This is a genomic window from Bradyrhizobium sp. MI1.11 (genome assembly GCF_055811255.1).
The window spans coordinates 137,147-159,349 of sequence record NZ_JBVVPM010000015.1 but is presented as its reverse complement, the minus strand read 5'-3'; the positions used below and the strand labels follow the sequence as shown (position 1 = coordinate 159,349).

The 22,203-nt window shown below is 64.0% G+C and carries 22 protein-coding genes; 8 read left to right on the top strand and 14 right to left on the bottom strand.

Annotated features, from left to right (window positions below; genetic code table 11):
- Positions 1-194: 194 nt before the first annotated feature.
- A complete protein-coding gene (locus tag AC0L30_RS17610) occupies positions 195-644 on the bottom strand; it encodes a DsrE family protein (RefSeq protein WP_007595690.1) in 450 nt (149 codons plus the stop codon).
- 30 nt (positions 645-674) lie between these two features.
- A complete protein-coding gene (locus AC0L30_RS17605) occupies positions 675-1,295 on the bottom strand; it encodes a hypothetical protein (protein ID WP_354129550.1) in 621 nt (206 codons plus the stop codon).
- A 304-nt stretch (positions 1,296-1,599) separates the two neighbouring features.
- Here AC0L30_RS17605 and AC0L30_RS17600 point away from each other — a divergent pair, with 304 nt between their 5' ends.
- Positions 1,600-3,138, top strand: a complete 1,539-nt coding sequence (locus tag AC0L30_RS17600) for an SUMF1/EgtB/PvdO family nonheme iron enzyme (RefSeq protein WP_473404825.1) — start codon at positions 1,600-1,602, stop codon at positions 3,136-3,138.
- A gap of 17 nt (positions 3,139-3,155) precedes the next feature.
- A complete protein-coding gene (locus tag AC0L30_RS17595; RefSeq protein WP_354129552.1) occupies positions 3,156-3,599 on the top strand; it encodes a DUF4399 domain-containing protein in 444 nt (147 codons plus the stop codon).
- A gap of 3 nt (positions 3,600-3,602) precedes the next feature.
- On the opposite strand, the gene AC0L30_RS17590 is transcribed toward AC0L30_RS17595, so the two are convergent.
- The 10 genes from AC0L30_RS17590 to pqqA all read right to left on the bottom strand — a co-directional run bounded on the left by AC0L30_RS17590 (position 3,603) and on the right by pqqA (position 13,905).
- The gene (locus tag AC0L30_RS17590; RefSeq protein WP_354129553.1) at positions 3,603-4,658 is read right to left on the bottom strand and encodes a 2-oxoacid:ferredoxin oxidoreductase subunit beta; all 1,056 of its coding nucleotides are present in this window, start codon (positions 4,656-4,658) and stop codon (positions 3,603-3,605) included.
- 172 nt (positions 4,659-4,830) lie between these two features.
- On the bottom strand, positions 4,831-6,678 hold the full coding sequence (locus AC0L30_RS17585; RefSeq protein ID WP_007595684.1) for a 2-oxoacid:acceptor oxidoreductase subunit alpha: 1,848 nt from the start codon (positions 6,676-6,678) through the stop codon (positions 4,831-4,833).
- The gene (locus AC0L30_RS17580; RefSeq protein WP_007595682.1) at positions 6,648-8,447 is read right to left on the bottom strand and encodes an FAD-dependent oxidoreductase; all 1,800 of its coding nucleotides are present in this window, start codon (positions 8,445-8,447) and stop codon (positions 6,648-6,650) included. The genes AC0L30_RS17585 and AC0L30_RS17580 overlap by 31 nt, the downstream gene beginning before the upstream one ends.
- 228 nt (positions 8,448-8,675) lie before the next feature.
- On the bottom strand, positions 8,676-9,353 hold the full coding sequence (locus AC0L30_RS17575; protein WP_219685513.1) for a DUF4286 family protein: 678 nt from the start codon (positions 9,351-9,353) through the stop codon (positions 8,676-8,678).
- Between the two features lie 145 nt (positions 9,354-9,498).
- Positions 9,499-10,485, bottom strand: coding sequence for a prolyl aminopeptidase (gene pip, locus AC0L30_RS17570; protein ID WP_219685512.1), 987 nt, complete (start codon positions 10,483-10,485; stop codon positions 9,499-9,501).
- Positions 10,475-11,674 (bottom strand): pyrroloquinoline quinone biosynthesis protein PqqE, encoded by a 1,200-nt coding sequence (gene pqqE / locus AC0L30_RS17565; protein ID WP_219685511.1) that lies wholly within the window; start codon positions 11,672-11,674, stop codon positions 10,475-10,477. Before pqqE ends, pip begins: the two co-directional genes overlap by 11 nt.
- Positions 11,671-11,982 carry a pyrroloquinoline quinone biosynthesis peptide chaperone PqqD gene (gene pqqD, locus AC0L30_RS17560; RefSeq protein WP_473404824.1) on the bottom strand — a complete coding sequence of 104 codons (312 nt, stop codon included), beginning with the start codon at positions 11,980-11,982 and terminating at the stop codon, positions 11,671-11,673. Before pqqD ends, pqqE begins: the two co-directional genes overlap by 4 nt.
- A 6-nt stretch (positions 11,983-11,988) precedes the next feature.
- On the bottom strand, positions 11,989-12,780 hold the full coding sequence (gene pqqC, locus AC0L30_RS17555) for a pyrroloquinoline-quinone synthase PqqC (RefSeq protein ID WP_473404823.1): 792 nt from the start codon (positions 12,778-12,780) through the stop codon (positions 11,989-11,991).
- Positions 12,777-13,706 carry a pyrroloquinoline quinone biosynthesis protein PqqB gene (gene pqqB, locus AC0L30_RS17550; RefSeq protein ID WP_354129559.1) on the bottom strand — a complete coding sequence of 310 codons (930 nt, stop codon included), beginning with the start codon at positions 13,704-13,706 and terminating at the stop codon, positions 12,777-12,779. The genes pqqC and pqqB overlap by 4 nt, the downstream gene beginning before the upstream one ends.
- Positions 13,707-13,824: 118 nt before the next feature.
- Positions 13,825-13,905: a pyrroloquinoline quinone precursor peptide PqqA gene (pqqA, locus tag AC0L30_RS17545; RefSeq protein ID WP_007595659.1), complete on the bottom strand. Its 81-nt coding sequence runs from the start codon at positions 13,903-13,905 to the stop codon at positions 13,825-13,827.
- A gap of 249 nt (positions 13,906-14,154) precedes the next feature.
- Between pqqA and AC0L30_RS17540 the strand changes: the two genes are divergently transcribed.
- From AC0L30_RS17540 to tarD, 5 genes are all read left to right on the top strand, one after another.
- The gene (locus AC0L30_RS17540) at positions 14,155-14,412 is read left to right on the top strand and encodes a DUF6894 family protein (RefSeq protein ID WP_007595657.1); all 258 of its coding nucleotides are present in this window, start codon (positions 14,155-14,157) and stop codon (positions 14,410-14,412) included.
- 203 nt (positions 14,413-14,615) lie between these two features.
- Positions 14,616-16,016, top strand: coding sequence for an amidase family protein (locus AC0L30_RS17535; protein WP_007595655.1), 1,401 nt, complete (start codon positions 14,616-14,618; stop codon positions 16,014-16,016).
- Positions 16,017-16,018: 2 nt separating this feature from the next.
- A complete protein-coding gene (locus AC0L30_RS17530; RefSeq protein ID WP_473404822.1) occupies positions 16,019-16,495 on the top strand; it encodes a glutathione peroxidase in 477 nt (158 codons plus the stop codon).
- Entirely contained in the window at positions 16,492-16,749 is a 258-nt protein-coding gene (locus AC0L30_RS17525) for a DUF3297 family protein (protein WP_007595651.1), read from the top strand. The genes AC0L30_RS17530 and AC0L30_RS17525 overlap by 4 nt, the downstream gene beginning before the upstream one ends.
- A gap of 187 nt (positions 16,750-16,936) precedes the next feature.
- A complete protein-coding gene (gene tarD / locus AC0L30_RS17520) occupies positions 16,937-18,106 on the top strand; it encodes a D(-)-tartrate dehydratase (RefSeq protein WP_473404821.1) in 1,170 nt (389 codons plus the stop codon).
- A gap of 351 nt (positions 18,107-18,457) precedes the next feature.
- On the opposite strand, the gene AC0L30_RS17515 is transcribed toward tarD, so the two are convergent.
- A complete protein-coding gene (locus tag AC0L30_RS17515; protein ID WP_007595642.1) occupies positions 18,458-19,810 on the bottom strand; it encodes a malonyl-CoA decarboxylase in 1,353 nt (450 codons plus the stop codon).
- Positions 19,811-19,990: 180 nt separating this feature from the next.
- Complete coding sequence (locus AC0L30_RS17510) at positions 19,991-20,842, bottom strand: AraC family transcriptional regulator (RefSeq protein ID WP_473404820.1); 852 nt, start codon at positions 20,840-20,842, stop codon at positions 19,991-19,993.
- 60 nt (positions 20,843-20,902) lie between these two features.
- Between AC0L30_RS17510 and AC0L30_RS17505 the strand changes: the two genes are divergently transcribed.
- The gene (locus tag AC0L30_RS17505; RefSeq protein WP_007595638.1) at positions 20,903-22,075 is read left to right on the top strand and encodes an MFS transporter; all 1,173 of its coding nucleotides are present in this window, start codon (positions 20,903-20,905) and stop codon (positions 22,073-22,075) included.
- Positions 22,076-22,203 lie beyond the last annotated feature (128 nt).

The window sequence follows — 22,203 nt, the reverse complement described above, 5'->3', positions numbered from 1 at the left end:
TCCCCAGATCCTCTTCAGATGTCTCTTAGAGAATCGCAGATTCGCGATTTACGCAAAGCCCTCGCTTGCGGGAGAGGTCGGCGCGCAGCGCCGGGTGAGGGCTCTCTCCACTTGGGGGTTCTCGATTGCTGAGACACCCTCTCCCCGACCCTCCCCCGCAAGCGGGGGAGGGAGCCCACCACTTTCGCTGCTACCTACGGCCGCAGATAGAGATAGCCCTGCGACTGGAGCTCGGCCAAACGGACCACGCCGCCCTTCTCCGCGCTGACGAAGCCCGGCAAGAGATCCGTAAGCGTGACGTTCTGCGCCTTCATCGTGTTGCCGCAGGCGGCAAGCTCGACGCCATCCTTGGAGAAATCGCCGACGCGCTTGCTGATGTCAGGGTTGGCCTGCGCCGAGTGAAACGCCTTCAGCGCCGGCCCGTGGATCACCAGTGCGATCGTCACATGCTCGGGGCCGCCGACGCCCTCGATGTGGTTCTGGATGTTGCCAAGGACGAAATTGACCTTCTCGGCATCGCTCAGGTGATACACCACCTTCAGCTTGTTGCCCGCGCCGGCGTCCGTCGCGGCGTTCGCGCTGGAGGCGCCAAGCGCTGCGCCCAGGCCTGAGATGGCGCTCCACAACATGTTCCGGCGGTTCATGACGATCTCCTCGATTGCGCCGGAGACATATCATTTGTGGCGGAGCGCGGCGAGTTCCTTGCGGTCGGTCACGAGCGAGGCGCATTCCTTATTGTCCGTTCGATCCAGGCGGAAAATCCCGTCGTCGGCGCCGGCGACCAGTGACAGTTCGGCATCCTCATCCGGCTTGTTGTTCTGCCAGACCCTGACCCGCGCGAGCCGCACGATCGCCGATTTATCGTCCCTTGAGAGCGCGACGCCGATGCCGCCGCCCTCGCAGTCGACGCCGCAACCGAGGCGGATTTCGGTGCCGTCCTTGGTGAACACGGTGTGATGACAGAAGCCGCTGGAGTCGAAATCGCCGGAGCGGTGACGATATCTGAAACCAAGGCGGAAGGAGTTGTGGAGCTGCTTGTCTTCGGTGTCCATCTCCGCCGAGATCAGCAGCTTCATCGCGGCGACCTTCTGCTTCGGATGACGCGCCAGGTGCTCGGCATCGTAGCGGCGCACGAAGCAGGCATAGGCCTTGTTGCCGGGTGCGCCGGCATACATGCGCGCGTTGAAGGTCTCGGCTTCGGCCTTGCTGGCCTCACGGATATCGTCGGCCTCCTCGGCGTGAGCGGCGCCGCCGAGCGCGGCAAGGAAGACGGCCGCAACGAGAAAAGACTTCATGATGGCCTCGCGTGCAGCAACTGAGCTGTACTTTAGACGCGAACCCGGTGCGACGCGTTCATGGTTCGCACATCAATGACACGAGCATCGCAGGGCGGAGCGAGGTGATTAGTTCCACGCGGGGCGTTAGTCATCGGTGGGGTCATAAAGGTTCATTCGATGTAACGCCTTCGCCTTTCGGAACTCGACTCCTGCGATCCTCACGGACATTGCCCGATTTCGTCGATGTGATAGCCTTCACAGACGATCGCCTTTGGCAGTCGTAGGTTGGGGTCTGCCTTTGTAAGTTTGTGGAGTCCCCGCAATGGGCGAAATTCGCAACTTCAGATCCGGGAATGACGAGCCGCCTTCGCACGGCCCTATGCCTCGTCGCCTCGCGGCCATCATTGTCGGTGACATCGCTTCCTACAGCCGCCTGATGCAGGCCGACGAGGAGGGCACGCACGTCCGCGTCAAGCGGATCGAGCGGGATCTCATCCAGCCCAGCATCGTCGAGCACAATGGAAGTCTGGTGAAGACGACGGGCGACGGCTTCATCGCGATTTTCGACAGTCCGGTCGAGGCCGTCCGATGCAGCATCGTCATCCAGCAGAATCTCATCGGCCGCAACGCCTCGCTTCCGAAGGACACTCGGATCGAGTACCGGATTGGCGTCAATCTCGGTGATGTCATCGTGGAGCCGGACGACGTCTACGGCGACGGCGTCAACATCGCCACGCGCATCGAGGGCATCGCCGAGCCAGGCCAGGTCTTTATCTCCGGCGCGATCTACGAGCAGATCAAGCACAAGGTCGTGTGCGGTTACGAGTCGCTCGGGGACCGCAAGGTCAAGAACATCACCGATCCCGTGCGCGTCTATAAAGTGCTGCCGGATGCAGACGCGGTCGGCAGGACGCGGGGGCGGCGCGAGAATACTCTGATCTTTCTCCTGGGTATCACGCTGTCGGTGATTGCCGCCGGTGTGCTGTGGTATCTGCTGGCTCAGACACCGGGCAGGGTGAGCGAGCAGGCCACCGGGCCCACCGCTTCTCCCACCGCTTCGCCTGCCGCATCACCGAGCCCGCAGCCTCCGTCGCGCGAAGCAGCGCCGCAGACGCCGCAGCCTTCTCCCTCGTCGGCTTCGTCATCTCCGTCGCCCGCTCCGGCGCCAAGTCATTCGGCCATTCCCGCCCGCGAACCCGAGATGGTCGCCATTCGCGGCGGCAGCTTTGCGATGGGAAGCAATGACGATCTGACCGAGCGTCCCGTCCATCAGGTGACGGTCAAGCCGTTCTCGATCGGCAAATATCCGGTCACCGTGCAGGAATGGAATGAGTGCGCCGCTGTAAAGGCGTGCGGCTTCACGGCGATCGGCAAGGACGATGCGCCGGTCAGCAATGTGAGCTGGACCGACGCGCAGCAATATGCGGCTTATCTCGCTCAGGCGACGAAGAAGACTTATCGGCTTCCGAGCGAAGCCGAATGGGAATATGCCGCGCGGGGCGGAACGCAGACCAAATATTGGTGGGGCGACAAGCTGCAGCCGGGCATGGCCGGTTGCAAGGATTGCGGTGATCTCGCGGCCGAGCAACCGGCGAAGGTCGGCAGCTTCAGGCCTAATCCGTTCGGGCTCCACGACATGGGCGGCGGTATCGATCAATGGGTCGAGGACTGCTGGCATAAGACCTATCAGGGCGCGCCCGGTGACGGCTCGGCATGGAGCAGCGGGGACTGCAGCGCTCATGTCCTGCGCTCGGGCTCCTGGAAGAACGATTCGAGATATGTGCGGCCGTCCAACCGCGACGGCTACGACACCAACGTTCGTTATCCCACGCACGGATTCCGCGTGGCGCTCAGTCCCTAAGTGGTGGAGTTGGTTTGATGCAGATCCTTCGTTGCGTCGCGCTGGCGGCGGCGCTCGCATTGCTCCCGGGGGCAGCCTTTTCGCAGGGCAAGGCAGCGCCCAAGGACGCGAAGCTCTATTTCATCACCCCGCATGACGGGCAGAAGGTGCGCGGCGGATTCTGGGTCCGGTTCGGCTTGCGCAACATGGGAGTGACCCATGCCGGCGACGAGTATCAGAACGCCGGTCACCATCATTTGCTGATCGACGTCAACGACCCCATCGATCCCAAGGAGCCGATCCTGCAGGACAAGTCGCATCTGCATTTCGGGGCAGGGCAGACCGAAACGCTTCTCGAGCTTCCGCCCGGGACGCACACGCTTCAACTCGTGCTGGGCGATGCCAAGCACTATCCGTTCGAGCCGCCCATCGTGTCGGAGAAGATCACCATACGCGTCCGGCAGCCGGCTGCGGCGCGGTAGCGATCACCGCAGGCTGGCGTTGAACTTGTCCAGCATCGCCGAGCCCGGGCAGAGCGTGTCCGCTTCCAGCGTGTTGAGCGGCGTCTCGACCGTGTTGAGATGCTCGTGCAGATCTTCCGCGTCGGGATCGACGTAGAGCAGCCCCGTGACGATCTGTCCCTTTGCGGCGTGCTTTTGCAGGAAGGTCTGGGCGCCGAGCCGGTCATGCGGATCGTAGTCGGCATCGATCTTGCGCAGCGCGATCCTGCTGCCGTCATGCTGCTCGACCATTTGCACCGTGCCCGGTGCGTAATCCACCGCAATCGGATCGCGGCCGACCAGCACGTCGAGCCGGTTCACCGCGTCATTGTGCTCGCGAACATAGTCGAAGCTCTTGGTCGAGCCGGCGTGATTGTTGAAGGCGATGCAGGGGCTGATGACGTCGATGAACGACGCGCCCTTGTGGCGGATCGCGGCCGCGATCAGCGGCACGAGCTGGGTCTTGTCGCCGGAGAACGAGCGCGCGACGAAAGTCGCCCCCAACTGCAGCGCGATGGCGACGAGGTCGATGGCGTTGTCGGTGTTGGTGATGCCCTTCTTGGACTTCGAGCCGCGGTCGGCGGTCGCCGAGAACTGGCCCTTGGTCAGGCCATAGACGCCGTTGTTCTCGACGATATAGGTCATGTTCACCCCGCGCCGGATCGAATGGGCGAACTGGCCGAAGCCGATCGAGGCGGAATCGCCGTCGCCGGAGACACCTAGATAGATCAGGTCGCGATTGGCGAGATTGGCGCCGGTCAGCACGCTGGGCATGCGGCCGTGCACGGAGTTGAAGCCGTGCGAATTGCCGAGGAAATAGTCCGGCGTCTTCGACGAGCAGCCGATGCCCGAGATCTTCGCAACCCGGTGCGGCTCGATCGAAAGCTCATAGCAGGCCTCGATGATCGAGGCCGTGATCGAATCGTGGCCGCAGCCGGCGCACAGCGTCGAGATCTTGCCTTCGTAGTCGCGATGGGTGTAGCCGAGCTCGTTCTTCTTCAGCCCGGGATGGTGGAATTTCGGCTTTGCGATGTAGGTCATGACCGTCTCTCTCTGCTCCCTCTCCCCGCTCTTCGCGGGGAGAGGGTCGGGGTGAGGGGCTCTTTCGACGAGCTCGACTCGTGGTGAGTCCCCCTCACCCGGATTGCTGCGCAATCCGACCTCTCCCCGCACGCGGGGAGAGGTGATTGCATCCGATGCCTGCGCCTTACCATCATGACACGGCCTTGCGGAGCGGGGTCACCTTGAGGTGATCCTGGTGGTCGCCAATGGCTTTTGCGATGAAGCGGGCGGTGATCGGCGAGCCGTCGTAGTGCACGATCGGCACCAGCCGCACCGGGTCGATGCCGTTTTCGTTGACGATGAGCTGGCGCAGCTGGCTGTCGCGGTTCTGCTCGACTACGTAGACGAAATCGTGCTCGGCGAGGAAGCTCGCCACGCTGGAGTGGAACGGGAAGGCGCGGATGCGCAGGCGATCGAGCTGATGGCCTCGTGCCTCCAACAATCCGATCGCCTCGTCCATCGCCGGCGTAGTCGAACCGAAATAGATCACGCCGTATTTGGTCGGCCGTTCCGCATTAGCCTGAAGCGGCCGCGGCACCAAATCCTGCGCGGTCTCGAACTTGCGCATCAGCCGCTGCATGTTGTCGGCGTAGACCGAGCCTTCTTCGGAGTAACGCGCATAGCGGTCGCGCGACGTGCCGCGGGTAAAATATGAGCCCTTGGTCGGATGCGTGCCGGGATAGGTTCGGTAGGGGATGCCGTCGCCGTCGACGTCGAGATAGCGGCCGAAGTCGCGGCCTTCCTCCAGCATCTCCGAAGTCATCACCTTGCCGCGGTCATATTGCTTGGCGTCGTCCCACTTCAAGGGACGGCAGAGCCGGTGGTTCATGCCGATGTCGAGGTCGAGCATCAGGAAGATGGTGGTCTGGAGCCGCTCGGCGAGATCGAAGGCCGCGGCCGCGAACTCGAACGCCTCGGCGGGATCCTCAGGGAACAGCAGCACATGCTTGGTGTCGCCATGCGAAGCATAGGCGCAGGCGATGATGTCGCATTGCTGGGTCCGGGTCGGCATGCCGGTCGAGGGACCGGCGCGCTGGATGTTCATGATCACGGCCGGGATTTCGGCGAAATATGACAGGCCGATGAACTCGGTCATCAGCGAGATGCCGGGGCCGGAGGTTGCGGTGAAGGCGCGCGCGCCGTTCCAGGAGGCGCCGATCACGATGCCGATCGAAGCGAGCTCGTCCTCGCCCTGCACGATGGCGTATTTCGCCTTGCCGGTTTCCGGATCGTGCCGGTACTTCTTGCAGTGGGCGGTGAAAGCCTCGGCAACGGACGAGGACGGCGTGATCGGATACCAGGCGCACACCGTGGCGCCGCCATAGACGGCGCCGAGCGCGGCGGCGCTGTTGCCCTCGATGAAGATGCGGTCGCCGACCTTATCGGACTTCTTCACCCGCAGCCCGGTCGGACATTTCAGGTTTTGCAGCGCCCAGTCGCGGCCGAGATGCAGCGCGTGGACGTTGGAGGACAAGAGCTTCTCCTTGCCCTTGTACTGCTCGCCGATCAGCTGCTCGATCAGCTTCGGGTCCATATCGAGCAGCGCCGAGAGCGCCCCGAGATAGATGATGTTCTTGAACAGCTGGCGCTGGCGCGGATCGGTGTAGGTCGAGTTGGTGATCGCGGTCAGGGGAACACCGATCACGGTGATGTCGTCGCGGAATTTCGTTGACGGCATCGGCTTGGTGGAATCGTAGAACAGATAGCCGCCGGGCTCGATGCCGGCGACGTCCTTGTCCCAGGTCTGCGGGTTCATCGCCACCATCATGTCGACGCCGCCGCGGGCGCCGAGATGGCCCTGTTCGGTCACCCGCACCTCGTACCAGGTCGGCAGGCCCTGGATGTTGGAGGGGAAGATGTTACGGGGGCTCACCGGAACGCCATGGCGCAGGATCGCGCGCGCAAACATCTCGTTGGCGCTGGCCGAGCCCGATCCGTTGACGTTGGCGAAGCGGACGACGAAGTCGTTTACGCTGCTGATCGGCTTTTTGTCGGACATGCTGAACCTGCGTGAGTCATCTCGATCAAATATTTCTGCATGTCCCAGGCGCCGGTGGGACAGCGCTCGGCACACAGCCCGCAATGCAGGCAGACATCCTCGTCCTTGATCATCACGCGCCCGGTCTTGAGGTCGCTCGAGACATAGAGATCCTGGTCCGGATGCAGCGAGGGCGCTTTCAGGCGCTGACGGAGATCGCCTTCCTCGCCATTGTCGGTGAAGGTGATGCAGTCCATCGGACAGATGTCGACGCAGGCGTCGCACTCGATGCAGAGCGAGGTCGAGAACACGGTCTGGACGTCGCAGTTCAGGCAGCGCTCGGCCTCGCCCAGCGCCAGCTTGACGTCGTAGCCGAGCTCGACCTCCGTGCGGATGTCCTTCAGCGCGATCACCTTGTCGCGATGCGGCACCTTGTAGCGCTTGTCGTTGGAGATGTCGTTGTCATAGCTCCATTCGTGGATGCCCATCTTCTGCGAGGAGATGTGCACCTCCGGCAATGGACGCTCGGTGACGTCCTCGCCCGAGAGCATCTTGTGGATCGACAGCGCGGCATCATGGCCCTGCGCCACCGCCCAGATGATATTCTTCGGCCCGAACGCGGCGTCGCCGCCGAAGAATACTTTCGGGTTGGTCGAGACGAAGGTTTGCGGATCGACCTTGGGCATGTGCCATTTGTCGAACTCGATCCCGCAGTCCTGCTCGATCCAGGGAAAGGCGTTCTCCTGGCCGACCGCGACCAGCACGTCGTCGCATTCGATGGTTTGGTCCGGCTCGCCCGAGGGCACGAGGTTGCGGCGGCCCTTGGCGTCGTATTCGGCCTTCACCTTCTGGAAGGTGATGCCGGTGAGCTTACCGTTGTCGTGGACGAAGGCTGTGGGCACGAGGAAGTTGAGGATCGGGATGTCCTCGTGAAGCGCGTCTTCCTTCTCCCAAGGCGAGGCCTTCATTTCCTCGAAGCCGGAGCGCACGACCACTTTCACCTCTTCGCCGCCGAGGCGACGCGCGGTGCGGCAGCAATCCATCGCGGTGTTGCCGCCGCCGAGCACGATGACGCGCTTGCCGATCTTGTCGGTATGGCCGAACGAGACCGAGGACAGCCAGTCGATGCCGATATGGACGTTGGCGGCTGCTTCCTTGCGTCCGGGGATGTCGAGCTCGCGTCCGCGCGGTGCGCCGGAGCCGACGAAGATCGCGTCATACTTCTCCGCGAGCAGCGCCTTCATGCTTTCGATGCGGTGGCCGCCCTTGAAGTCAACGCCGAGACCCAGGATGTAGCCGGTCTCCTCGTCGATGACTGAATCCGGCAGGCGAAATTTCGGGATCTGCGAGCGCATCATGCCGCCGGCTCGTGGATCGCCGTCGAACACCGTGCAGTGATAGCCGAGCGGGGCGAGATCGCGGGCCACCGTCAGCGAAGCGGGACCGCCGCCGACGAAGGCAACGCGCTTGCCGTTCTTGGCCGACGGCCGCGGCAGGCGTTGCGTGATGTCGTCCTTGAAATCGGCGGCGACGCGCTTCAGGCGGCAGATCGCGACCGGGGTCTCCTCGACGCGTCCGCGGCGGCACGCCGGCTCGCATGGACGATCGCAGGTGCGTCCCAGAATTCCGGGAAACACGTTCGATTTCCAGTTGATCATATAGGCGTCGCTGTAGCGGCCTTGGGCGATCAGTCGGATGTATTCGGGAACGGGGGTGTGCGCAGGACAGGCCCATTGGCAATCGACCACTTTGTGAAAGTAGTCGGGGGCCGCAATGTCGGTCGGTTTCATTCCTACCCTGTCCGCGCAGGCTCAAAGACCCGGCGGCCTTTTCTTGAGCTTGGCGAACGCTAACGCGCGGCGATCTGGTTTCTGAATGACGTCATTGGGTTAGCTTATTAGAACCGGTCCGAAGTACAACGGCAAATTTGGGTGATCACCGGCTTTCATGGGAGCCCAGCGCGCACATCATTAATTGCCGCGCGCAGTATGCGGCGGTGCAACATGTTGCGATGCGTCTTAGTTGCTCGCGATGTCGCTCTTCGCGAGGTCCCACATCAGGCTGTAGGTGCCGACCGACACGGGAAGCGGGAATGGCGAGGCGGCAGGGCCGGTGAAGCGCGCGGCGATCACGGCCGAGACCGCGCCGACATGCGTGCCGTCGATCAGCACGAACCAGTCGCGTGCGCCTTCGTTGCGCACTGCCGGAATGTCCGCGGTCGCGCCCGACAATTCCGGCTCGCTTTCGAGCAGATGCATGGAGATGATGCCGTCGTGCTTTTCCGGCGCCAGCCGTTCTTGCAGTGCGTCACGCCACGCGGCCGCATTGTCCGGCGTCGGTCGCAGCCGCACGAGGCCGAGCGCCGCGCCGCGTCCGGTACCGTTGCTGATCGTGATGCGGGCGACCACGCGGAGCATGTCCTTGAAATGCGCCATGCTCCGCCGCGACCATTCGGTCTGATTGGCGAGCCGCGCCCGGTAGGCGGGACTATCGAGCACGTCGAGCGTCGCGGTCGAATACAGCGAGAGATATTTGGGATTTGCGGCGTGCGCGAGATAGCGCCGCGCCTCGAGGAATCCCTCGATCGCGACGCGCTCTTCCAGATGCTCGCGATCGTACCAGCGATTGAAATCGGCTTCATCTGAAACGTCGATGTTCATCGACGTCAGCAGCATGCCTTTACCAGCGAGTGGCATTTTCTTGTCCTTCTTTACTGACCCTCATGGTGAGGAGCGCGTCTTCGCGCGTCTCGAACCATGAAGGCCCCGCTGCTGCATATCGGCCTTCATCCTTCGAGACGCGCGCGAAGGGCGCGCTCCTCAGGATGAGGGTTTTGGATCTCTAGCGCGAGATCTTCGAGGCGATATCCGCGATCGACTTCATGACCGCGTCCCGCACGCCGGTATCATAGAGCGAATGGCCGGCTTCTTCCACGATGCGAATCTCGGAACCCGGCCACGCTTTCGCTAGCCGCTGCGATGTCTCGGGAGGGCACAACAGATCATAGCGGCCCTGGACGATGATGCCGGGAATGCCGTCGAGCTTGCCGGCGTTCCGCAACAACTGGTTCTCCGTCATGAAGCTGTCGTGAATGAAATAATGCGCCTCCATGAAGGGCGTCGCCGGCAATGTGCGCCAGACGTTCAGCGACGCCAGGTCCAGCCGGGTCTTGGCCGCCTTGTGTTCCGACAAGGCGCGCTCGGTATCGTACCAGGCGCGCGATGCCGGGCCATGCACGGCCGGATCGGCATCGAGGATGCGGCGATAGTAGGCTTCCACCGGCCGCGCGCGCTCCTCGAGCGGCAGCACGCTCAGAAAATCCTCGTAGAGCGCGGGGTAGAATTGCGACAGGCGCGAGGTGAAGGCGATCTCGACTTCAGCACGCGTGCCGAGAAACGTCGCGCGGAGCGCAATCCCGGAGACGCGCGCGGGATGCGCCTGCGCATAAGCCAGCGCCAGCGTCGCGCCCCAGGAGCCGCCGACCACCATCCAGCGCGCGACCCCGAATTTTTCGCGGATTTTTTCCATGTCCGCGATCAGATGCTGCGTGGTGTTGTGCTGGCGCGATCCCTTCGGCCGGCTGCGGCCGCAGCCGCGCTGGTCGAACAGCACGGCATGGAAACGGTCGGGATCAAACAGCCGGCGGTGGTCGGGCTGGCAGCCGCTACCGGGGCCGCCATGCAGATAGACCGCGGGGATTCCGTCGGCGCGGCCGACGCTCTCGACATAGAGCTCGTGGCCGTCGCCGACGTCGAGCGTTTCGGAGGTCAGCGGCGCAAAAGGATCGGCGCGCTTGACTGAGCTGGCCGCGTCGGCGTCAGGCATCATTCCCGGATTCCAGAGTGCCACCGGCGAAATTGCGATAGACGAAGCGGTTGGTTTCGCCCTCGGCCTCGCGCTCGGCCTGCTTGAAGATGGTCTCGTGCAGTGGCGACAGCGCACAGGCCGGATCGGTGTTGGCAGCGTCACCGGTCAGCGCAAAGGCCTGGCAGCGGCAGCCGCCGAAATCGATCTCGCGGAATTCGCAACTCTTGCACGGCTCCTTCATCCAGCCGGTGCCGCGATAGCGGTTGAAGGCGTCCGAGTTCTGCCAGATCCAGGCGATCGAATGGTTGGAGCGTACCGATTCGAAGTCGAGCCCGGTGATGCTCTCGGCGGCGTGGCAGGGCAGCACCTTGCCGGCCGGCGAAATGTTGAAGAACTGCCGGCCCCAGCCGCCCATGCACTTCTTCGGCCGCAGCGCGTAATAATCGGGCACGACATAGTCGATCGTGAGCCGGCCCTTCAGTCGCTCGCGCGCCTCCTCGACGATGCGGGTGCACTCGTCGAGCTGCGCCACCGTCGGCATCAGCGCGGCGCGGTTCTTCAGCGCCCAGCCGTAATATTGGACATTGGCGACCTCGAGCCGGTCGGCGTCGAGATCGACCGACATCTGGACGATATCAGGCAGTTGATGCAGGTTCTGCCGGTGCATCACCGCGTTCACGGTGAGCGGCAGGTCCAGCTCGCGCGTCCATTTTGCCACTTCGAGCTTCTTGCGGTGCCCGCCTCTGTAACCGCCAACGCGATCGGCCAAGCCTTCTTCAACGCCCTGGAAGCTGATCTGCACGTGGCAGAGCCCGGCATCGGCCAGCTCGCTCAGCCGCTCGCGCGTCAGCAGCACGGCCGAGGTGATGAGGTTGGTGTAGAGGCCGACGTCGCTGGCATGCTTGACCAGCTCGACGAGATCCTTGCGCGCGGTCGGTTCGCCGCCGGAGAAATGCACCTGGAGCACGCCGATCTCGGCGAGCTCGCTCAGCACCTTCTTCCATTCCTCGGTGGTCAGCTCCTTGCCCGAGCGGTCGAGCTCGACCGGGTTGGAGCAATAGGGGCATTGCAGCGGGCAGCGGTGGGTGATCTCGAGCAGCACGGCGAGCGGAATGCCGAACGTCTCCGCCGTCGAGCGGCTCTTCTCCAGCACCGCGAGGCTGTCACTGGCGTCGGGCGGAATGGTGGGATTGCCGAGCACATCGCTCATGACGTCTTCTCCCGGGCCTCCGTGAGAAAGCCCTTGTCGGCGAGATCCTGCAGCATGACGATGACGTCGGCCAGGATCGCCTCGCGCGACGCGGCGTATTTTGCCGCGAGCTGGTCGGACATGTCGCCGACATTGCGCTCGCCGTCGCAGAGCTGCAAGACCTCGACCGCGATCTCGTCCGGCGCCAGTACGCGTTCGGGCGCCAGGATCACCCAGACTTTTCGCGTCTCGTCATATTTCAGCTTGGCGTGCCGCGGCAGCACCGGCCGGCTGGTCTCGCTGACGCTGATGTTGCGCGGCCCGGCCATTGTTCCTCAGCTCGCTTTTTGGTGTTCTTGGGGCACGAATGCGCCCGGCGGAATGTGGCCCTCGACATAGGCGTGCTGGAGCGCGTCGAGCTGCACCCACAGCACGCTGGTCTTGAAGATCAGTGCGTTGCAGACCGACGCGCGTTGCTCGGGCGTGGTGGCATGCGCCTTGACATAGTCGAGCGCAAAGCCGGCATCGCGCGGCGCCTGTGCCAGCCGGCGTTTGAAGTAGCTCATGGTGTCAGGATTGACGAAGTCATAGTGCTCCAGCATGCCGGCAATGCGCTCTTCGTGCAGGTTCGGCGCGAACAATTCGGTGAGCGAGGAGGCGATTGCCTCCAGCGGCGACTTCTCGCGGCAATAGTGGACATAGGCTTCGACCGCGAAGCGCGTCGCGGGCAGGATGCCCTCGGTCGATTCCACATAAGCCGTGTCCAGCCCGAGGCCGTCGGTCAGCTTCAGCCAGCGCTCGATGCCGCCTTCGGAGCCGATATCGCCGTCATGGTCCTCGATGCGGTGGCGCCATTCCACGCGCGTGGCGCGGTCGCGGAAGCGCGAGATCACCACCGCGTCCTTGATCGGGATGGTGCTCTGGTAATAGTAGCGGTTCAGCGCCCAGGCTTGGACCTGACCCTTGTTCAGCTTGCCGCCGTGCAGCAGTCTATGAAACGGATGCAGGCTGTGATAGCGCGTCGCCCCGATATGGCGCAGCGCCGCCTCCAGCTCCTCGGCCGAGTTGAGCCTGATGTCCTTGCCGACCGAGAGCGCGGTCATTCCAGTCAGTGACGCGGCATTCACAGCACGATCTCCGTTCCGTCGGCGGGTATCTGCCAGCCCGCCGCTTCAGCGGCCTTGCGCTCGGGGGAAGCGGGCAGCAGCGCCGGGTTCGAGTTATTGATATGCAGAAATATCTTCCTGTCGAGTGTGAGGTCGGCGAGCCGCGCGATGGCGCCGTGGTCGCCGGACATCGCGACATGGCCCATGCTCTTGCCGGTCTTGTGGCTAAGCCCAGCCTTGATCATCTCGTCGTCCTGCCACACCGTGCCGTCGAAGAACACCAGCGCAGCGCCGTCGATCTCGGCCTTGAGCGCGTCGGTGACCTCGGCGCAGGCGGCGATGAAGTAGAAGCATTTGCCGGTCGCTTTGTCGGTGATCTTCAGCCCCAGCGTATCGCCCTCGCCGGTGTCGCCGCCCGGATGCGCCTTGCCTTCCAGGTACCAGGCCGATTTGCCCGAAACGGCGAAGGGCAGCACCTCAAGTCCTGAGCGCGCCCCGTCCGGCAGCCGCGGCTCGAACGGCTCGTTGATGCCGACCGGCTGGCGCTGCACGTTCTTCTCGTTCAGCACGTTGAAGATGCTGTTGGCCTTCAGGATCGCCAGCACCTTCTCATGCGCATAGACCGTGAAGGGCGAGCCCTCGCGCATCGACAGCAGGCCTGCCACCGCGTCCACTTCGCTGTTGGTCAGGATCACGCCTGCGATCGGCGTATGGCGCAGCGCGCCTGCCTTCGGATGCAGCTGTGGCGTCGCATTCAATTGCTGGCGGAGGTCGGGGGAGGCGTTGATCAAGAACCAGTGCTCGCCGTCGCCAGTGAAGGCGACCGAGGCTTGGGTCCGTTGCAGCTCTTGGCCGTTATCACGGGCCGTCCGGCAGCCCTCGCAGCCGCAATTCCATTGCGGCACTCCGCCGCCGGCTGCGGCGCCCAGGACGACGACGCGAAGCATGATCCGTCTCCTGGAGGCAATGTCGCGAGGTGGACCTCACGCCAACACAAATCCTGTCTTCCGGACATGCATCGTGACCGAAAGATCCACCTGCGCAGAACGCGAACTCACCAACCGCTTACTTGCGGGTAGCGCTCACATACATGTTGATTTCCATGCCACAGGGCACTTCGACGATCTTCGGGGCTTTCCAGGCCATTTCGGCTCTCCATTTTCGAGATTTCGGACGTATCCGCCCGGGGCTAAGTTACTGCGAGCACAAAAGTTCGCCAGTGAAATTTTCCCGAGGACGGGCATATTGCGCCGCGAAAAAAGCGTGGGGAACAGTACTTTCTGGTGATGCGGCCCTGCGCTCGGCGCATTCGGTCGCGAACCCTGTCCTGATAAAGCAGTTGTGAGTGCAGTGCAGCTTTCAATCCGGTACAGGCGACCCAACTGGAACTTCGTGATGCCCAGATATTTCTTCAACACCCGTATCGGCAACGAACTGATCGTGGATCCTGAGGGAGAGGATCTGCGCAATCCCGACCGTGCCTGGGAGGTTGCCCGCCAGATGATTCTGGAGGTGCTGAGATCGGAAGGCACCCAGCCGGCCCTGCTTGAGGCCGTGATCGAAGTTACCGACCGCGAAGGCGAGATCGTGCTCGAATTCCCCTTCACCGAGGCATTGCTGGACATCCCGGACCAGTCTGCCACCCGGCATTAGAGGTCCGCCGCTCTTTCCCCGTCATTGCGAGGAGCCCTTGAAGCAATCCAGACTGCTTCCGCGGAGGCACTCTGGATTGCTTCGCTTCGCTCGCAATGACGGCGAATGAGGCGTCACCCGGCTCTCGCCCTTCGCCCCTGCGAAATCCGCATGGCTTTGCCGCGTTCCCGGGGCTAAAAGACGCCGGTTAAACGGAGCAAGCCATGCAAGATCTCTGGCGCCTGTCGGCCGCCGACCTCGCCACCCTCGTCAAAACCAAAAAGGTCTCCGCCAGGGAGGCCGCGCAGGCCGGCCTCGCCCGGCTCGACGCCGTCAATCCCCAGCTCAACGCCGTGATCGACCACCGGCCCGAGGACGTGCTCAAGCAGGCCGACGCCGTCGATGCCGCCATCGCCAGGGGCGAGGACCCAGGCCCGCTCGCCGGCGTGCCCGTCACCATCAAGGCCAATGTCGACCAGGAGGGCTTTGCCACCACCAACGGCCTCAAGCTCCAGCGCGACCTGATCGCGCGCGAGGACAATCCGGTGGTCGCCAATTTCCGCAAAGCCGGCGCCGTTCTGCTTGGGCGCACCAATTGCCCGGCCTTCTCCTATCGCTGGTTCACCACCAATCTGGTCCACGGCGACACCAAGAACCCCCGCGATGCCTCGCTCACGCCGGGCGGCTCGTCCGGCGGCGCCGGTTCGGCGGTCGCGGCCGGCATCGGCCATATCGCCCATGGCACCGACATTGCGGGCTCGATCCGCTATCCCGCCTATGCCTGCGGCGTGCATGGCCTGCGCCCGACGCTCGGCCGCATCCCCGCCTTCAATCCGGCCCTGCCGGAGCGTCCGATCGGGCCGCAGATCATGGCGGTGTCGGGGCCGCTGGCGCGCACCGTCAACGACATCAGGATTTCGCTCGCGGCCATGTCGGCCCGCGACATCCGCGATCCCTGGTTCGTGCCCGCGCCGCTGGAAGGCCCCGCGCGGCCGAAGCGCGCCGCGCTGTGTCTCAATCCGGACGGCCTTGCGACCACACCGGAGGTGAAGGCAGCCGTGACCGATGCCGGCAAGCGCCTGGAGCGTGCGGGCTGGACGGTCGATGTGATCGAGAACACGCCGCCGATGCGCGAAGCGGTCGAGTGGCAGATCAAGCTCTGGCTCGGCGACGGCTATGAGGCGCAGCTCGAGATGGCCGAGCGTGAGGGCGATCCCGGCGCGCTGGCGTGCCTGCGCGGCAACCGCGCCAGGGTCACGCCGATGGACCAGGCGAATTACGCCAAGGCATTGACCCGCCGCGCCACGCTGACCCGTGACTGGATGCTGTTCTTCGAGACCTATGCCGTGCTGCTGACACCGGTCTCCGGCGAGCTGCCGTTCCCGGATCATCTCGACCGCAAGGACGAGGAATCCTTTAAGCGGGTCTGGGAAGCGCAACTGCCGCAGATCGCCACTCCCTTCATGGGCCTGCCGGGCCTCGTGGTCTCCACCGGCCTCGTCGGCAAAGCGCCGGTCGGCGTGCACATCGTGTCCGGCCGCTATCGCGAGGATCTCTGTCTGCTCGCAGGCGAGGCGATCGAGGCGGGCGGCGTGCCGCCGTCGCCAATCGATCCCGTGGGTTAGCGATGTCCGTGATCTACGACTTCAAGGCCAACTCGCTTCTCGGCGAAGAAGTGCCCATGCGCCGCTTCGAGGGGCAGGTGCTGCTGATCGTCAACACCGCGAGCAAATGCGGCTTCACGCCGCAATATCGCGGGCTGGAGGATCTGCATCGCGATCTCAATCCGCGCGGCTTCTCGGTGCTCGGCTTTCCCTGCAACCAGTTCGGTGCGCAGGAGCCTGGGCCGGCGAGCGAGATCCAGGCGTTCTGCTCGACCAACTACGACGTCACCTTTCCCCTGTTCGAGAAGATCGACGTCAACGGCAGCAATGCGCATCCGTTGTATGAGTACCTGAAACGCCAGCAATCCGGCCTGCTGGGCGCCTCCATCAAATGGAATTTCACCAAATTCCTGGTGGATCGCGCCGGCAAGGTGGTTTCGCGCTATGCGCCGACCGCGCGGCCCGAAGGATTACGGCAGCAAATCGAGACCCTGTTATGAGCGAGACAATCATGAGCGACGAATTTCCGGACCGCCTCTCGGTCGATCCGAGCAGCCCCTATTACAACGCGGACATTTTGGCGCGCGACGTCGGCATCCGCTTCAAGGGCGTCGAGAAGACCAATGTCGAGGAGTACTGCATCAGCGAAGGCTGGGTCCGCGTCACCGCCGGCAACGCCAAGGACCGCCACGGCAACCCGCTGACCATCAAGGTGCACGGCCCGGTCGAGCCGTATTTCAGGGATAAGAAGTAAGTACTGGCACTGCGAGGAGCGAGCTCAACTCTTAGTCCCTCATCCTGAGGAGCGCGGAACGCGCGTCTCGAAGGATGAAGGCCCGGCCAGTGGCCTCGCCCTTCGAGACGCCTGCTTCGCAGGCTCCTCAGGGTGAGGGTCTGCCGGATAGCTTCGTTCGCAATGACGAAAGTGAAAGGCCAAACCCATGTCCGTCCGCATCGTCGACGTCCGCGAGATCACGAAACCGATCTCTTCGCCGATCCGCAACGCCTATATCGATTTCACCAAGATGACGACGAGCCTGGTTGCGGTCGTCACCGACGTCGTGCGCGACGGCAAGCGCGTCGTCGGCTACGGCTTCAACTCCAACGGCCGCTACGGGCAGGGCGGCCTGATCCGCGAGCGCTTTGCCTCGCGCATCCTGGAGGCCGATCCGAAATCGCTGCTGAATGCGGCCGGCGACAATCTCGACCCCGACAAGGTCTGGGGTGCGATGATGACCAACGAGAAGCCGGGCGGCCACGGCGAGCGCTCCGTCGCGGTCGGCACCATCGACATGGCGGTGTGGGATGCCGTGGCGAAGATCGCAGGGAAACCGCTTTTCCGCCTGCTGGCTGAGCGTCACGGCGTCAAAGCCAATCCGCGCGTGTTCGTCTACGCCGCCGGCGGCTATTATTATCCGGGCAAGGACCTCTCGATGCTGCGCGGCGAGATGCGCGGCTATCTCGATCGCGGCTACAACGTCGTGAAGATGAAGATCGGCGGCGCCGATATCGAGGACGATCGCACCCGCATCGAGGCGGTGCTGAAAGAGATCGGCAACGACGCGCAGCTCGCCGTCGATGCCAACGGCCGCTTCGATCTCGAGACCGGAATCGCCTACGCCAAGATGCTGCGGGATTATCCCTTGTTCTGGTACGAGGAAGTCGGCGACCCCCTCGACTACGCGCTGCAGGCAGCCCTCGCCGAATTCTATCCGGGACCGATGGCGACCGGCGAAAACCTGTTCAGTCACCAGGACGCCCGCAATTTGATCCGCTACGGCGGCATGCGCCCGGACCGCGACTGGCTGCAATTCGATTGCGCGCTGTCCTACGGCCTATGCGAATACCAGCGCACCCTTGAAGTGGTGAAAACCCATGGCTGGTCGCCGAGCCGCTGCATCCCGCACGGCGGTCACCAGATGTCGCTCAACATCGCAGCCGGCTTAGGCCTCGGCGGCAACGAGAGCTACCCCGATTTGTTCCAGCCCTACGGCGGCTTCCCCGACGGCGTCCGCGTCGAGAACGGCCACATCACCATGCCCGATCTCCCGGGCATCGGCTTCGAAGGCAAATCGGATCTCTACAAGGAGATGAAGGCGCTGGCGGAGTAGCGCAACGCGAGGGGCGCGACGGCCGCGCCACACACTCCGTCATTGCGAGCGCAGCGAAGCAATCCAGAGTGTTTCCACGGGAGCAGTCTGGATTGCTTCGTCGCAAGGGCTCCTCGCAATGACGGTGGCGAGAGGGGAGCGCTTCGACGGGCGCTTCGGCTGCTGCGGGCGAATTGCTGGGATTGCGCGAGGTGTCGCCACAATCTCCGTCATTGCGAGCGCAGCGAAACAATCCAGAATCTTTCCGCGGAGGCAGTCTGGATTGCTTCGTCGCAGAGCTCCTCGCAATGTCGGCGGAGAGAGCGTCGTCGGCTGGGTTCGCCTTGACGATGTGCCGTGAGCCGAATGTCGCTACGACAGCCGCATGTCCAGCAGCCGCCGCCCTTCGCCCTTCAGCAGCTTCTTCACCGCGCTCGAGGCCACGACCTCGCCGTCATTGGCGTAGGCTTCGTGGTTCTTCTCGATGTCGTCGAGGCGGTAGAGATAGTTGACCATCACGCCGGCGGACTCGCGCACCCCCTTGGGCGAGAGATCGCCTAACCAATTGATGCGCTCGAGGCGGGCGCCGTTGCCGAGATGGAAGCGCGCGACGGAATCGATCAGCTTGCCTTTCGGCGTGCGTGCCTTGAGGAAGTAGTGCGCCGCGAGGGGTTCGATCACGCCACGTAGCAGTGTCGTGGTCTCGGGGTTCTCGAACCATTTGGGATCGTCGAGGCGCTTCAGGATCTCGCGGTCCTCGTCCGACAGCGGCAAATCCTTGTCCTGCTTCACCCATGGCATGAAGCCCGGCACCGGCGACAGCGTCACGAAATTGTCGAGCTTGGGCAATTCGCGGCGCAGCTCCTCCACCACCTGCTTGATCAGGAAGCTGCCGAAAGAGATGCCGCCGAGACCGCGCTGGGTGTTGGAGATCGAGTAGAACACGGCGGTGCGGGCGCGCTCGATCGGGACGGAGGGGCGGTCGACCGCGAGCAGCGGCGCGATCGCGCCGGGGATCGTCTCCGTCAGCGCCACCTCGACGAAGATCAGGGGCTCGTCGACCATCGCGGGATGGAAGAAGGCGTAGCAGCGACGGTCGACCGGATCGATGCGGCGGCGCAGATCGTCCCAGTCGCTGATCTCGTGTACGGCTTCATAACGGATGATCTTTTCGAGGATGTTGGCCGGGGTCGACCAGTCGATCCTGCGCAGCACGAGAAACCCCCTGTTGAACCATGACGAGAGAAGATGCGAGACGTCGCGATCGAGTGCGGCGAGATCGGCGTGCCCGTTCATCATGTCGAGCAGGTCGGCGCGCATCTTGACGAGATCGCCGGTGCCGCCGGGCGCGCGGTTGAGGCGGCGGATCAGCTCCTGCCGGCGCGGCTCGGAGGCGAAGTGCAAGGCGCTGGCATCCTCGTCGGCCGGCTTGGCGCGCCATGTCTCGATCGCCTTGGACAGGCGTTCCCGATCCGGGCCGAAATCGCGCACCAGTGCTTCGAAAAAGGCGCGACGTCCCGCCGCATCCAGGTCCTGGTAGATGTCGAGCACCTCACGCGCCATGGCGGTGCCCGACGCTTCGCCCCGACCCGACAGCAGCGCGCCGCAGAGCTCGATCAATCCATCGGCGTCCGGCTTGGTGTCGGCAGAATCCCCGCGGCGAAGCAGCGTGCGGCCACGCTCGGAGATGGTGGTGAGCAGGTCGGAGAAGAAAGCGTTGGCCATCGGGGCTTTCGTGTCAGGTTTGTGCGGTGCGGGAATCTTACACGGGATTTGGGCGGAAGCCGATCACAATCAAGCGGGGGATTTTGGCAAGTTTAGCGGAGGCGGGCGGTTCGAAAACCCAAAGAAAGCTGTCATGCCCCGGCTTGACCGGGGCATCCAGTACGCCGCGGCTTTTCGGTTCTAGCCGCGCCGTCCCAGAGTACTGGATCGCCCGGTCAAGCCGGGCGATGACACGGAGTGTGTGGCAAACTCCGTCGGCGTCCGTCCCGTCACCTGACGGAACGCGGCCGAAAACGCCGGCACGCTGGCATAGCCGAGCTGGGTCGCGAGCTGCTTCACCGATACATTGGCATCCGTCGACAGCCGCTGGATCGCCGCCGCGATTCTTGCGCGCTGGCACCAGCTCTTGAAGCTCAGCTGCGTCTCTGTCGAAAACAGCCGCGACAGCGTGCGCGCGGAGGTTCCGACCTCGCGCGCCAGCGCGTCGATGTCGTGCGGGCCGGTGGGATCGTCGAGTACGATCATGGCCGCGCGCCGGCAGCGCGGCTCGTGTGGCAGCGGCACGAAGGTCGCGGAATCCTCAGCCTGGACCAGCTCCAGCATCACCAGGCGAACCAGCAGATCGGTCCGCTCCTCGGTATTGTGGGCGTCGAACAGCGCGAGGATCGCCTGGTTCAGCAGCGGCGACACCCGCACCACGAATTCCCTGGTCAGTCCCTCATGGCGCTGCTCGCGCTTCAGCCAGGCGAGGTCGAAATACAGCGTGCGCATCTCGATGTCGGCGAGCAGATCGATGGCGTGCTGGAGCCCGGCGGGGACCCAGACCGCGCGGTCCGGCGGCACCAGCCAGCGCCCCCCGGGCGTCGTCACCTGCATGGTGCCCCTGGCGGCATAGATCAGCTGTGCCTCGCGGTGCATATGCGGATCGATCCGCATGCCCTTGGGGTAGTCGCGCGCGACCAGATGCACGCCCGCGGGCGAGCGATGATTGCTCCGGACCGCCCGGAGGATTGGCGTCTCGACGACAGTCATTGGCGGCATCCCGTCACTCGCCCGACATATAACTCATTTCGGAGCAGGAGAGGATTCGGAATGAACAGCCCCGGCCGGGTGATCAGTTTCGTCAACGCGGGCCATTTCATCGACCATTACGCGATGCTGATTTTCGCCGCCGCGGTGATCATCATGGGACCGGCGCTCGGTATGGCCTATTCGGAACTCTTGCCTTATGCGACGCCGGGCTTCGTCGCCTTTGGCGCGGGCTCGCTGCTCACCGGCTGGCTCGGGGACCGCTGGAGCCGCCGCCACATGATGCTGATCTTCTTCGTCGGCATCGGCGCCTCCATGATCTCGGTCGGGTTCGTGCAGACGCAGGCGCAGCTCGGCGCGGCGCTGTTCGCGATCGGCATTTTTGCCTCGATTTATCATCCCGTCGGCACCGCAATGATCGTCTCCTACGCCGACAGGCTCGGCCGCGAGATGGGCATCAACGGCGTCTGGGGCAATCTCGGCGTCGCATCGTCGGCGCTGGTCACCGGCGTAATCGGCCAATATCTCGGCTGGCGCTTCGCCTTCATCGTACCCGGCATCGTCACCATCCTGATCGGCATCGCCTTTGCGATGATGGTCGTGCACGAGGACCGCAAGGGCTCGAAGCAGGCGGCAGCGCAGGCGCGGGTCGCCAAGCAGGACATGTGGCGCGTGATCCTGTCGCTGCTGATCGTGGTGATCGCGATCTCCACCACGTTCAATGCCGTCACCGTGGCGCTGCCAAAGCTGTTCGCGGAGCGGCTCGCCGATCTCACCAAAAGCCCGGCGCTGCTTGGTGTTATTGCCGCCTGCGTCTACGTGTTCGGCGCGATGACGCAATACACGATCGGCCGGCTGCTCGACCGCTATTCGCTGAAGACGGTGGCGCTGCCGCTGTCCTTCATGCTGGCGCCGTTCCTGTATCTGGCCGCGAGCCTGTCCAATTTGCCGCTGATCCTGGTCTCGATCGGCATCGTCATGGGCGCGTTCGGGCAGGTCACGGTCAACGACGCCATGGTCGGCAAATACACCAGCGAGGAATGGCGCTCGCGCGCCTATGCCGTGCGCTACTTCATCGGCTTCACCGCGGCCGGCGCCTCGGTCGGCCTGGTCGCCTGGCTCTACGAGCAGGGCGGCTTCGTCACCATGCTGCATGCCTTCGCCGCACTCTGCCTGCTCGCGATCGCAGCCGCGATCATTCTGCCGCGCGAGATCAGGACACCGCACGCGGTGTGAGGGATCGGCATGAGGCGCGCGGCTCTCTCCACGTCGTGGGGGGGGGGGGGGGGGGGGGGGCCGAGCAAAAAGAAGAACAGGGGCGGGGCGGGGGGGGGTGGGGGGGGGGGGGGGGCGGGGGGGGGGGG